Annotated in this window: 12 protein-coding genes; 6 read left to right on the top strand and 6 right to left on the bottom strand. The window is 62.9% G+C overall.

The window, feature by feature from the left end; translation table 11 throughout:
• The first annotated feature begins 4 nt into the window (after positions 1 to 4).
• A complete protein-coding gene (locus PZL22_RS05475) occupies positions 5 to 796 on the top strand; it encodes a hypothetical protein (protein WP_003525758.1) in 792 nt (263 codons plus the stop codon).
• Between the two features lie 56 nt (positions 797 to 852).
• On the opposite strand, the gene PZL22_RS05480 is transcribed toward PZL22_RS05475, so the two are convergent.
• On the bottom strand, positions 853 to 1,446 hold the full coding sequence (locus PZL22_RS05480; RefSeq protein WP_003525761.1) for a TetR/AcrR family transcriptional regulator: 594 nt from the start codon (positions 1,444 to 1,446) through the stop codon (positions 853 to 855).
• Between the two features lie 114 nt (positions 1,447 to 1,560).
• Here PZL22_RS05480 and PZL22_RS05485 point away from each other — a divergent pair, with 114 nt between their 5' ends.
• From PZL22_RS05485 to PZL22_RS05505, 5 genes are all read left to right on the top strand, one after another.
• Positions 1,561 to 2,784, top strand: coding sequence for an MFS transporter (locus tag PZL22_RS05485; RefSeq protein ID WP_284718249.1), 1,224 nt, complete (start codon positions 1,561 to 1,563; stop codon positions 2,782 to 2,784).
• Between the two features lie 88 nt (positions 2,785 to 2,872).
• Complete coding sequence (locus tag PZL22_RS05490; RefSeq protein ID WP_003525763.1) at positions 2,873 to 3,355, top strand: hypothetical protein; 483 nt, start codon at positions 2,873 to 2,875, stop codon at positions 3,353 to 3,355.
• Positions 3,356 to 3,424: 69 nt separating this feature from the next.
• Positions 3,425 to 3,604, top strand: coding sequence for a hypothetical protein (locus PZL22_RS05495; protein WP_033048180.1), 180 nt, complete (start codon positions 3,425 to 3,427; stop codon positions 3,602 to 3,604).
• A 10-nt stretch (positions 3,605 to 3,614) separates the two neighbouring features.
• Entirely contained in the window at positions 3,615 to 3,812 is a 198-nt protein-coding gene (locus tag PZL22_RS05500) for a hypothetical protein (RefSeq protein WP_003525765.1), read from the top strand.
• Positions 3,809 to 3,994 carry a hypothetical protein gene (locus PZL22_RS05505; protein ID WP_003525766.1) on the top strand — a complete coding sequence of 62 codons (186 nt, stop codon included), beginning with the start codon at positions 3,809 to 3,811 and terminating at the stop codon, positions 3,992 to 3,994. The genes PZL22_RS05500 and PZL22_RS05505 overlap by 4 nt, the downstream gene beginning before the upstream one ends.
• 390 nt (positions 3,995 to 4,384) lie before the next feature.
• On the opposite strand, the gene PZL22_RS05510 is transcribed toward PZL22_RS05505, so the two are convergent.
• From PZL22_RS05510 to PZL22_RS05530, 5 genes are all read right to left on the bottom strand, one after another.
• Entirely contained in the window at positions 4,385 to 6,598 is a 2,214-nt protein-coding gene (locus tag PZL22_RS05510; protein WP_284718250.1) for a xanthine dehydrogenase family protein molybdopterin-binding subunit, read from the bottom strand.
• A 1-nt stretch (position 6,599) separates the two neighbouring features.
• Positions 6,600 to 7,058, bottom strand: coding sequence for a (2Fe-2S)-binding protein (locus tag PZL22_RS05515; protein ID WP_003525768.1), 459 nt, complete (start codon positions 7,056 to 7,058; stop codon positions 6,600 to 6,602).
• 276 nt (positions 7,059 to 7,334) lie between these two features.
• The gene (locus tag PZL22_RS05520; RefSeq protein ID WP_003525770.1) at positions 7,335 to 8,291 is read right to left on the bottom strand and encodes an AraC family transcriptional regulator; all 957 of its coding nucleotides are present in this window, start codon (positions 8,289 to 8,291) and stop codon (positions 7,335 to 7,337) included.
• Between the two features lie 136 nt (positions 8,292 to 8,427).
• A complete protein-coding gene (locus PZL22_RS05525) occupies positions 8,428 to 11,577 on the bottom strand; it encodes an efflux RND transporter permease subunit (protein WP_003525771.1) in 3,150 nt (1,049 codons plus the stop codon).
• Positions 11,578 to 11,605: 28 nt separating this feature from the next.
• The gene (locus PZL22_RS05530; RefSeq protein ID WP_003525772.1) at positions 11,606 to 12,760 is read right to left on the bottom strand and encodes an efflux RND transporter periplasmic adaptor subunit; all 1,155 of its coding nucleotides are present in this window, start codon (positions 12,758 to 12,760) and stop codon (positions 11,606 to 11,608) included.
• Between the last annotated feature and the right edge of the window lie 92 nt (positions 12,761 to 12,852).

Here is a 12,852-nt window from a genome sequence, read left to right on the forward strand (position 1 = left end):
TAACATGAGGCCTTGGCTCGTTCGAAATCTGGCATTTGCCGCAAGCTTCCTGCTCGGAAGCAGCGCGTTGGCGGCGGACATATATTCGCCGATGACGCCGCAGGCGCAGGAAACCACGACGGAGAGCGGCTGGACGTTTTCCTTTGCCCCCTATTTCTGGGCCGCCGGCCTTTCGGGCGATATCGAGCAGTTCGGTCTGCCCGCCGTCGATGTAGACGCGAGTTTCAGCGACGTCTTCGATCATCTGGATTTCGCTCTGATGGCCACGGCAGAGGCGCGCAACGGACCCTACAGCATCTTCGGTGACGCGATGTACATCAAACTGTCGGGTCAGGGCGGGACGCCGAGGGGTATCCTTGCGGACGATGTCGAGCTTGCGACCGAAACATTCGCGGGACTGCTTGGGGCCGGTTACGCGATTTACGATGATGGCTCTTCTCGGCTCGACATTGTCGGCGGCCTGCGCGTGTGGTCCGTCGAGAGCGAGCTCTCCTTCAGCGGCGGCCTTCTCGACGGACGGTCGAGAACGGATGATGCCACCTGGGCGGACGGGATGGCAGGTTTTCGCGGAACCTACTCGATCACTCCGGAGATCTATCTGACCGGATGGGGGCTGGTGGGCGCCGGTGGCGCGGATCTCGACTGGGATGTCGCCGCGGCGATCGGTTACCGGTTCAGCGACACGATTTCCGCCGTCGCCGGCTACCGCGCGCTGGGCGTCGACTACAGCGATGACGGCTTTGTCTTCGACGTGGTCGAGCAGGGACCGATCCTGGGGCTGGTGGTGCGTTTCTAAACCAATATCACGAATGGCAAGCGTCGTGAATCTTGAGCGTCACCGGTTGCGACGCATCAATCCTTCGCTGTCCTCAGACCGTCGAGCAGGGCCCGGAAGCCTTCCACGGCCTTGTGCGAGGTTTCCTGCGGGTCGTCGGAATTGGCGATCCACAGCGCTGCGTGGCTGCTCGCGCCATTGATCAGACGGGCGGCCGCTTCGGTGTCGATATCGATGACCTCACCATCGGCCTTGAGCCGGTCCAGGCTTCCCCCCAGCGCTGCAATGCAACCTTCGGTCATTTGCCATTGCGATATGTCCCCGAGTACGGCAGGGCCGTCACGGAACATGATGCGCTGGATCTCCGGCTCGAGTGCCATGCGGATATAGGCGACGCACTCGTCGACGAATCCTTGCCAGCGTGTCGGTGCTTCCGACGAGACCTTGTTCAGGCGTGCCGTCATCTCGGCGTCGATCTCCCTGATCACTGCCTGCAGAAGCCCCTTTTTGTCGCCGAAGTGATGATAGAGCGCGCCGCGGGTCAACCCGGCTTCGGCGGTGAAATCGTCCATAGACGATTCCGCAAACCCGACGGTGCCGAAGGCGCGCCGGGCGGCCGCGATCAGTTTTGCGCGGGTCTCGGCGATCATTTCCCTACGGGGCTTGTTCATCATGTCTCCTGTTTGCATACGTTGCGTATTTTATTTGACATACGCGGCGTATGCAACTAATTAGATTCCATACGCCGCGTATGTCATTCTGCACAAATTTTCAAGGAGCGTCTCATGTCCAATCCATACGGAGAAATATTCCGAGCTCCAGGAGCCAAGGGCTTTTCGGCAGCCGGCTTCTTCGCACGCCTTCCGATAGCGATGGCCCCGATCGGTATCGTCGCGATGCTGTCCCAGACCCACGGCGAATACTGGCTTGCAGGCGCGGTGTCGGCGACTTTCGCTCTCACCAATGCGCTCGTTGCCCCGCAGATATCGCGTCTGGTCGATCGCGTCGGCCAACCGGCCGTGGTCGTTCCGACGACGATCGTATCGGTTCTTGCGTTCCTGGCGTTGATCCTTGCAGCCAATCGGGACTGGCCGGCATGGACGCTGTTCGCCTCGGCTTTCCTCGCCGCCGCGATGCCGAGCATACCCGCCCTGGTCCGTGCCCGCTGGACCGAGATGTTTCGCAACCGTCCGGAGCTGAACACCGCCTTCGCCTTCGAGTCTTCGGCAGACGAGCTGGTCTATATTGCCGGCGCGTCGCTGTCGGTGGGTTTGGCGGTAGCTCTGTTTCCTGAAGCCGGCATGCTGATCAGCACGATCTTCCTTGCCCTCGGGACGGCAGCTTTTATCGTTCAGCGCTCGACGGAGCCGAAGGTGCGCCCATTGGAGCCCGGGGTCTCGCGAGCGTCGGCGATCCGCCAACGACCGGTGCAGATCATCACGCTTGCCCTCATCTTCGTGGGCTCGATCTTCGCGACTGCGGAAGTAAGCGCCGTAGCGATCACGAAAGAGCTCGGCCAGCCGCAGGCAGCGAGCCTCGTCATCGGCGTCTATGCGGTCGGGTCGTTCCTGGTGGGCCTGGCGCTTGGGGCCCTTAACCCGACCATGGCTCTGCACAAGCAGCTTCTGATCGCCGTAAGCATCATTGCCGTCACGTCGGTGCCCCTCCTCTTCGCCGACACCGTGCCTCTCCTGGCCTTGGCGGTTTTCGTAAGCGGCATCGCCATTTCGCCGACCTTCATCACTGCTTTCGGCCTGATCGAGCGCCGCGTACCGGAGTCGATGCTTACGGAAGGTGTCACCTGGGTGATGACCGGGATCGGCATCGGCATGGCGCTCGGTGCATTCGTCTCCGGTTGGGTCGTAGACAATTTCGGTGCGCAGAACGGCTTCTGGGTATCCGTGGCGGCCGGGACAGCGACCGTTGCGACCATAGCGACGGGCCAGCGTAGCCTTGCCGGCCATAAAGGGGCGTCAGTAGCGGGAAGCATTCCGCAACCGGCCGAGTAGCGGCACCTCCGCCGACCTTCGGCGGGTCGGAACAAACAGGCGGACCGCCGGTTCATCCGTCGGCCCGTCACCACGAGAGGAGAAACCGATGGCGCGTGGATCACTCATTGCTGTAAGCGGATTATTCGCCGGTCTTGCCGCGGTGGCGGCGCTGACCGTCTCGGCCGAGCGCCGGAACGAAAGTCCCTGGCGGCCGATCAACGCGACGAGCCACTGGATACACGGCCGTCGAGCCGGTTCGCAGTCGCGTCTCGACCTCGCGCACACCGGCACCGGCTTCGTGACGCATATGCTTGCCTCACTCTGGTGGGCGCTGCCGTTCTCCGCCATGGTCGGACGAAGCGCGCGGCCTTCGCCGCAGCGGGTGATGGCCGCCGCCTTCGGCACCACCGTGCTGGCAGCCCTTGTCGACTATGGGCTGGTACCGAAGCGTCTTACGCCCGGCTGGGAACTCGCCCTGCCGAAGTCCGACCTGGCGGCGGCCTATATGGCCATGGGTATCGGCCTGGCGTTGGGCGCATCCCTGCATGGCGCAGCGGCGGCGCGCGGCCAGGAACATCCTCCGGTCTGACCGGTTAGACCGGGTGCCAGCAAGACGTCGGTATCGAAACGCGACGACACATGCGTGAGGAGATCCCCAATGAGCAGCCGACCACCGCCAATCCCTCCGGACAATCGCAGCGACAAGGGAACAGGAGAGCCTGGAACCGTGTTGGCCGAGTCGAAGAAGCCGGACGTGGCCGAGAACCCCGAGAAGAAGGGCCAGCAGGGCAACACGAAGGTCAATACGACCCATCAAGGCTACCAACACGACAGATGAGGCAGAGCGCATGTCCACATCCAAGAAGACGCCAGCAAGCATCCGCCAGGGCGGTCCGGGAGCCTGGCACGAAAATGCAAAGGAGCCGTTGGAAATACCAAAGCCGCCAGCCGACTCCGAGCGCCGCACGCGCAGCAAGGTTTCCGGCGGCGGAGGCGAGCCTGACCGCCACCACAGTCACGACGCGAGGCGCAAGGGCGGGCATTGACCATCGCCACTGCCTCGGATGAACAATTCCTCATCGCAGGCGTTCTGCTTGACCCGCAACGGGTGGAGGAGTTCGCCATGCGACGCGGTTTGCGCCATCACCCAATGGTCGACCTGATCGTGTTCATCGCTGCCGTCGGGCTGGTTTCGGCGATCATGGTCGTGTCTCTCTTCTTCGGCTGAGCATGTCGCGACGGCAGAACGACGCATTGTCTGCTGCCGCTGCATGACGTCGCTGCGGAGGAGGCACTTTCCGCAGCGACGGCGGCGCCCCCGGGGAGGGGAGGAGGGAGGGACGCCGCCCGGGTCGATTCCGGCATAGCGGAGGGGACAAGAGCCGACCCGTTCTTCTGGACAAGCCGCTTTGGGTAAAGCGACGGCGCCTAACACTCTGCGCCGCGGATGGTTCCGAGAAATACATGCCAAACGGCAATTCTGTTTCTGCCCCGGTCCGCTGGGGAAGAATGCCGGCCGCCTGCAGCGCCGCGCGTCTTGTCAGACGCGCAAAGCGCTGTTTTTGCCCTTTAACCGGCCACGATTAAAGGAAACATGCAGTAGGCGGCCGGCACGCGCTCAGGCGTTGAGCGATTTCGCGAAGGGCATGACGCGGATCCGCTTGCCGAGCGCCTTGAAGGCGGCATTGGCAACCGCAGGGCCGATCGGCGGAACGCCGGGCTCGCCGATCCCCGAAGGCGGATTGGCGGAGGCGACGATATGAACCTCCACCTTCGGCATCGCATCGATCCTGAGTGGTGTGTACATGTCGAAGTTCCCCTGATCGACCTTGCCGTCGGTCAGCGTGATTTCCTCACCCAGGATGGCGCTCAGCCCGAAGCCGATACCGCCCTCGACCTGAGCCCGGACCTGATCCGGATTGATCGCGAGACCACAATCGACGGCAGCCACGACGCGCTCGACCTTGATACCGTCGCCATCGACGGATACCTCGGCGATCTGTGCCACAACCGAACCGAAGCTCTCGGCGACGGCGACGCCCCGGAAGCGGCCTTTGGGCAACGGCTTCTGCCATTCGGCCTTCTCCGCTGCGAGCTTGAGAACGGTCGCATGGCGCGAGTCCGGCTTCAGCATCGACAGTCGGAACTCGAGCGGATCCCGTCCCGCAGCCTCGGCAACCTCGTCCAGAAAAGCTTCGGCTGCGAATGCGGTGTGTGTCGAGCCGACGGAGCGCCACCAGAGAACCGGGACGCGGACGTCGGTGGTCGTGAGGCCGACGGTCTGATTCGCAATGGCATAGGGGAGGTTGTTGGCGCCCTCCACCGAGGTCGGGTCGACCCCGTTCTGGACCATGCCGTCCCAGGCCGTTTTCGCCATGATCGACTGGCCGACGATGTGATCGCTCCAGGCGACGAGCTTCCCGGCCTCGTCGATCCCGGCCTTCAGCCGATGCACATAGGCCGGACGATACCGGCCCGCGCGGGTGTCTTCCTCCCGCGTCCACTGCACCTTGACCGGTGCACGGAAACCGAGGGCCTTCGCCACATGGACGGCCTCTACCACGACATCGCCGTCGAAAACCGCACGCCGCCCGAAGCTGCCGCCGGTCTTCATGACGTTGAGCCGGACCTTTTCGACCGGCACTCCGGCAATCTCGCTGGCGAGGTTCTGGTACACGTCGGGGAGCTGGTGCCCGCCCCAGATCTCGATAGTGCCGTCGTCGTTCCTGCGCGCGACCGCGTTCAGGGGTTCCAGGGCAGCATGCGCGAGATAGGGGAACTCGAACGTCGCTTCGATGACTTTTGCCGCCGATGTGAATGCGGCGTCGGTATCCCCGTCCTTGCGCGCGAATGCGGCCGGCGTCTTGCCGGCAAGATCGCGATAGGTGGACATCAGCTCGGGCGTTCCGCGCTTTTCGGCGCCCGTCTCGTCCCACTCAACCGTGACTGCCTCGCGGCCTTTGATCGCGGCCCACATATGCTCGCCGACCACGGCGATGCCGCGGGGCGTTTCCACCACGTCGACCACGCCCTTGATCGCACGGGCGGCGGAAGCATCGAAGGACTTCGCCTTGGCGCCGAAGAGAGGCGGGTGGATCATCACCGCTGTCAGCATTCCGGGGAGCTTGACGTCGATGGTGTATTGCTCGGTTCCGTTTGCCTTGCGGGCACTGTCGAAGCGCTTCAGTTCGGCATTGCCGATAAGTTTCCAGTCTCCCGGCTCCTTGAGCTTCACGTCGGCCGGCACCGGCATGGTGGCCGCCTTGGCTGCAAACGCGCCGAAACCGCCGCTCTTGCCGGATGGATGCGAAAGAACGCCGTTCTCGACCGCGATCTCGGCCGCGTCGACGCCCCATTCCGCTGCAGCGGCAGCAACCAGCATCGCCCGGGCGGCGGCACCTGCCCTGCGATAGCGCTCCCAGGAGGTGGACATGGAGGTCGACCCTCCCGTGCCCTGCATCGTGCCGCCGAAGGCGATATTGCCGTAAGCCTTGATATTGCCGGCGGCTCCGATGACGTCGATCGCGGACCAATCCGCGTCGAGTTCCTCCGCCACCAGCGTGGCAATGCCGTTATAGGAGCCCTGGCCCATCTCGAACTGAGACGAGAGAACGGTGACCTTTCCGTCCCCGCCGATGGTCAGGTATGGGGAAAATGCGTGTGAGCCGCTCTCCGTTGCCGCCTCGCCCGCCAGTGCCGGCGACGCGGACAGGATCCGGTACCCGATTGCGACGCCGGTGCCGGCCGCAAGCGCACCGAGCAGGAATTGCCGCCGCGACGTTTCGGCCCGGGCGACGGGAAGGGTGATCGATTGCATCAGTTTCGGTATCATGTCAGGCCTCCAGACGCTTCGCGGCTTCGTGAATGCCCGCGCGGATACGATGATAGGTGGCGCACCGACAGAGATTGCCGGACATGGCGGCGTCGATGTCCGCGTCGGTTGGTTTGGGATTGTTGGCCAGAAGGTCCGTTGCGGACATGATCTGGCCGGACTGACAGTAGCCGCATTGCGGAACGTCGAGATCGGCCCAGACGGCCTGTACCGTCTCGGCAACCTTGCCCTTCAGGCCCTCGACCGTCGTCACCTCGGCGCCTTCGATGTCGCCGATGAAGGTTTGACAGGACCGAGTGGGTGAACCGTCGACATAAACCGTGCAGGCGCCGCATTGCGCCATGCCGCAGCCGAACTTCGTGCCCGTCAACCCGACAAGGTCGCGGATCGCCCAGAGAAGCGGCATATCCGCCTCGGCCTCTATCTTGTGTTCGACGCCGTTGATCTTAACAGTCACCATGGTGCTCTCCTCGCGTTTCGGCGCGTGGATGCGGGACGCCGCTGCCACATGCCGGACTGCCGATGGCGCGGATGTGGAAAGGTCTTCCGCCCACATTCCGCTCAAACTATTGGATTCGATCACGGTCATGATTCAGGGCAACCTGATCTAAGACCATGAACGAGACCTGGAGCTTAGAAGACCATTCGCCGAGCTGATAGATTCAATCCTGCCGAATTATTGCCCATTACTGCCAGGTTAACGGGATCGTGATCATCCCGCCGGGTGGGACAGCAATCAGCCTGCGGAGTTCCGCCTGGTCGAATCGTTGGAATTCAGAATCGCCCGGATGTCGCGCAGCGGCGGATGGCCGAATGCCCGGCGATACTCCCGGTTGAACTGAGTCGGGCTCTCGTAGCCGACCTGCAGCGCCGCCGTCGCCGCATCGAGCGACTTGGAAAGCATTAGTTCCCGTGCGTGATGCAGTCGCAGATGCTTCTGGAACTGCAGCGGGCTCATTGCGGTCATCGCACGGAAGTGATGGTGCAGCGTGGAGACGCCCATATTGGCGATCTCGGCGAGTTCTTCCACGCGAAGCGGTTTGGTGTAGTTTTCCTTCAACCATAGGACCGCCTTGGCGACGCGGTTGCTGTGCGTGCCCGCGAGCGCGAAGCGCCGCAGCCGCGCGCCCTGCTCGCCGGTGAGAAGCCGATAGAGGATCTCGTTCTGGATATGGCCGGCCAGGAACGGAATGTCGTCCGGCGAGCTCGCAAGCGAAATCAGCCGGAACAGGGCGTCGAAGAGCTCGCGCGTCGCGGTACCGACAGCCACACCAAGGTCGCGTTCGGGAATGTCGGTCGGGTGTATGTCGTGATCAGCAATGATGCGCCGCACTTTTTCCATGTCCAGCCGCAAGGCGGCTGCGACATAGGGCTCCCCTTCGCTCGCTGCGCAGATCTGCGCAGTTACGGGAACCCCGATGGCGGTCAGGAAGAAGCAGCCTTCATCGTAGACGAGCGTCTCGTTGCCGACGCGGACATTCTTGCTGCCCTTGATGATGAAGGAGAGGCTCGGCTCGTATACGCTCGAAAAGGGGCCCGCCGGCTCGACGATGCGATAGAGCGACAGGCCTGGAACGGGATGCGCGAAGGAAAGCCCGTCCCAGGGTAATTTCGACAGCCTGTCGAGAATCTGTGCGCGCAGGGCTGCGGTCTCTTCGCGCAAGTCCTTCTGCGGGAACATGATCGTGCTCATTCTGCTCCTGCCTCTCTGTGTCCTTTTATGTAGATCGAACCCGATCACATTATCACATTATTCTGATCTCGACAGAATTGGGCAAGAGTAGCCGATCTGCGTGCTCGCGCAGAATCGGCTAATAACCGGACTCCGCTTACTCTGCCGCAAGCGGGGTCGAGTAGTGCTCCTGTTCGTCCGCATTGTCCTGCGCGGCTGCAGGCTCCGGGTCCGATTTGCGCGATTTCGGCTCCTTGCCGAAGAAGAGCGCATAGCCGGCCGGCAGCACGAGGATCGTCAGAACGGTGGCAACCAGTATGCCGCCCATCATCGCATAGGCGAGAGGTCCCCAGAAGACGCCGCGGGAGATCGGGATCAATGCCAGCACCGCTGTGAGCGCCGTCAGTATGATCGGTCGAAAGCGGCGCACCGCCGCGCCGATGATCGCCTCGGAACGCTCCATCCCGGCCGCGATGTCCTGGTCGATCTGGTCCACCAGGATGATCGAATTGCGGATGATGATGCCGAGCAGCGCGATGACCCCCAGAATGGCGACGAAGCCGAAGGGTGCTCCGCTGATGAGCAGGGCCGCCGCCGCACCGATAATCCCGAGCGGACCGGTTGCGAGCACCAGCATCGCCTTGCCGAAATGCTGGAGTTGCACCATCAGGAGAATGACGATCACCACCAGCATGATCGGCGCCTTGGCGGCGATCGAGGCCTGGCTCTCGGCGCTGTCTTCGGCGCCGCCCTGGATCTCCACCTTGTAGCCGGGTGCAAGGCCGTCCCTCAGTCCCTTGAGCTTGTCAAAGAGCTGCATCGCCACGTCGTTCGGCTGCACGCCGTCAGGCAGCGTTCCGCGCACGGTGATCGTAGGAAGCCGGTCGCGCCGCCACTCGATACCCTGTTCCATGACGGGAACCACCTTGGCAATCTGCGAGACCGGGACGAAGCCACCGAAATCGGTGGGCACATAGACTGATTGCACGGCAGAGAGCAGGTGGCGATTGCCGCCGGGCTCCCGCGCCACGATGGAGACCGTTTCCTCGCCATCGCGGGAGCTGTCGAGCGGGACGCCGGACATTGCCGCCTGCAACATCTGGCGGATGCGCTGCGACGTGATGCCGAGGGCGCGGGCGCGGTCCTGGTCGATCACCAGCTTCATCGCCGGCACAGGTTCCAGCCAGTCGTCATGAATCGCGCCGAGCATCGGGTTTTCCTGGAATTTGGTCTTCACCTGGTCGGCGATTCGACGCACTTCCTCGCGGTCGGGTCCCATCACCCGCATCTGCACCGGCCAGCCGGTCGGTGGTCCCAGGAACAATCGGTCGACCTTGGCGCGGATCGAGGGGAAGTCCTCGGCGAGTATCGTTCTCAACTTGGCGATCAGCCGCTCGCGGGCCGGCTCGTCCTTCGCCATGACGAGGAGCTGCGCGAAATTCGGATTGCGAAGCTGCTGGTCGAGCGGCAGGAAGAAGCGCGGGGCGCCTTCGCCGATATAGGTGGCGATGAAACGCTTGTCCTCATCGTCCATCATCCGCTCCTCGAGCGCCTTCGCCTGCTTTTCGACCTCCTTGATGCTCGTTCCCTCAGGCAGCCAGAGATCGACCAGGATTTCCGGGCGCGAGGACTGCGGGAAGAAATTCTTCGGAATGAACTGGAATGCCCAAAGGCTCGTTACGAAGATGGCAAGGGTCATCAGGAGCACGACGACGCGGTGGCGCACTGCCCAGCCGACAGTCGTCCTCAGGCGGCGATAGAAGCGCGTATCGAAGACGTCGTGATGGGTGCCGGCGTGGTGGCGCTGCTTCAGGATCATGTAGCCGAGCCAGGGCGTGAAATAGACCGCCACGAACCAGGAGACCACCAGGGCGATGCCGACGACGTAGAAGAGCGAGCGGACATATTCGCCGGCGGTCGATTCCGCGAAGCCGACAGGGATGAAGCCGGCGGTGGTGATCAGAGTGCCGGTCAGCATGGGAAAAGCGGTCGAGGAATAGGCGAAGCTCGCCGCGTCGATCTTTTCCAGCCCCTCTTCGAGTTTCCGCTCCATCATCTCGACCACGATCATCGCGTCGTCGACAAGCAGGCCAAGGGCGATGATCAGCGCCCCGAGCGAGATGCGCTGGAGGTCGATGCCGAGCTCGTACATGATCGCAAAAGTGGCCGCGAGCACGAGCGGAATGGCAATCGCGATCACGAGACCGGAGCGCCAGCCGATCGACAGGAAGGAGACGATGAGGACGATGATCAGCGCTTCGATGAGCGCGTGGCTGAACTCGGTTATCGCTTCGGTCACGACCTCCGGCTGATTGGAGACCTGATCGACCGACACGCCGTAGGGGAGGGCTGACTCAAAGCGATCGTAGGTCGCCTCGACTGCCTTGCCGACGTCCGTGACGTTGAAGCCCTTTGCCATGACGACGCCGATCTGGACGCTGTCGTGGCCGTTGAATCGGAATTTCCTTGCATAGGGATCTTCCAGCCCGGAGGTAACGGTCGCGATGTCGCCAAGCCGGATGGTCCGGTCTCCCGCCCTCAGCCGCAGCTCGCGGATGTCCTCGACCTTGGTGACGTCTCCTTCGACTGAGATGCGCACCGAGCGCGTGCCGGTGTCGACAGAGCCGGCATAATCGACATTGTTCTGACCGGCGATCGCATTGCGCAGGTCGTTGAATGTCAGGCCGCGCTCTGCGAGGACCTTGGAGGAAAGGTCTATATAGATTTTCTCGGGCTGGTCCCCGAGGATCACTACCTTCTCGACGCCCGGTGTCGTCAGCAGCATGTCGCGTCCCTCGATCGCGAAGCGCTTCAGTTCCGGATAGCTGAAGCCGTCGCCGCTGATCGAATGCAGGGTGATGAAGGTGTCGCCGAACTCGTCGTTGAAATAGGGGCCGAGCACGCCTTCGGGCAGTTCGTTGGCGATGTCGCCCACCTTCTTGCGCACCTGGTAGAATGCGTCGGCGACCTCGTCTGCGTTGGTGTCGCCCTCGATCTGGACCGTGATGATGGCACTGCCGGCGCGCGTATAGGAGCGGACGAAATCGAGATGCGGCGTTTCCTGCAGCTTGCGCTCGATCTTGTTGACGACCTGGTCTTCCATTTCCTGGATGGAAGCTCCCGGCCATACGGCTTGCACCACCATGACGCGGAACGTGAATTCCGGATCCTCGCGTTGCCCCATGCGCAGGAGCCCAAGCCCACCGGTGATGATGATCAGCGCAAGCAGGAAGCGCGCGATGCTCGGATGCCCGATCGCCCAGCGCGAAAGATTGAACGGTTTCTTGTCCTCGGTGGAGGCGTGCATGGCCGTCGTCCCGTTCTATCGGTGGAGGTTAGCGGAGAATTTCGGGCGTTTCGGCCCGAGCGGACTGCTGCTCGGCGGATTGCTGTTCGCCCGCCTGCAGTTTCACCTTGAGATCCTCGGCCATGAACTGTGTGCCTGCGGCAACGACGAGGTCGCCGGCGCCGAGGCCGTCGACGACGCGCACACCGTTGTCGGCGAAATCGGCGAGCTTGATCGGGCGTGCATGGACGGTCGAGAAGTCACGATCAACGATCCAGACGATATTCTGGCCATCCTTCTTCGACAGCGCGCTCAGGGGTATCGAAACGAGCGGCGCCGAGCTTGCTGCAGCCGCCTCGACCGTCGCCGTCATGCCGAGAAGCACGCGCTCGTCGTTCGGCAGGCTGACGCGTACGGAAAAGGTGCGCGAGCGCTGGTCGGCGCTGCCGGAGACTTCGCGCACATGTCCGTCGAGCACAAGCATGTCGTTCGACCAGAAGCGCACCCCGACCGGTTTGCCGGGCTTGAATTCGGCAACATCTATTTCCGGCACTGCGATTTCGACTTCCTTCTCGCCGTCGACTGCGACGGTTACGACGGGCGTTCCGGTGCCGACGACCTGGCCGATATCGGCGTTTACGGCCGTGACGATGCCGTTCTGATCGGCCTTGAGGTCCGTATAGCTTACCTGGTTCTTCGCCTGGCTCAGCGACGAGGCCGCGGCGTCTCGCGTCGATACCGCTTGATCGTAAAGAAGCGTTGCCTGATCGAGCTGAGCCTGGGAGGAAAACGATTTGGTGAAGAGCTGTTCGGCCCGGAGTTTCGCAAGCGCCGTCGTCTGCACCTGCTTTTCGGCAGCAAGCAGGTTTGCCTCGGCGCTCGTGACCGCGAGCCGATAGTCGGTGGCGTCGATGCGGGCGAGAATGTCACCAGGCTTAACCCGGTCGCCGATATTGACGAGCCGTTCGGTTATCTTGCCGCCGACGCGGAAACCGAGGTTCATTTCCGTGCGCGCTCTAACCGAGCCGGAATAGTGAAGCTCCCGCGGCTCGCCGGCCGCGGCAATCTCCACGACCTTGACCGGGCGTATGGTCTCCTTCGTCTCGACTTTCTCCTGCGAGCAGCCGGAGAGAACGGCGCCGAGCAGGATCGCGGTGAGGAGACGGGCGACGAACGGTCGGTTGAGGGCACTTCCTGAAAACATCGCTCATACTCTCCTTGGCCACTCTGCGGCGGCGCGGCGTTTTTGTGCATGGCTTCGCCCGAAACCGGTCCACACTTTTGGGGCGGCATGCC

Source organism: Ensifer meliloti (genome assembly GCF_030064585.1).
GTDB classification, from domain to species: Bacteria; Pseudomonadota; Alphaproteobacteria; order Rhizobiales; family Rhizobiaceae; genus Sinorhizobium; species Sinorhizobium meliloti.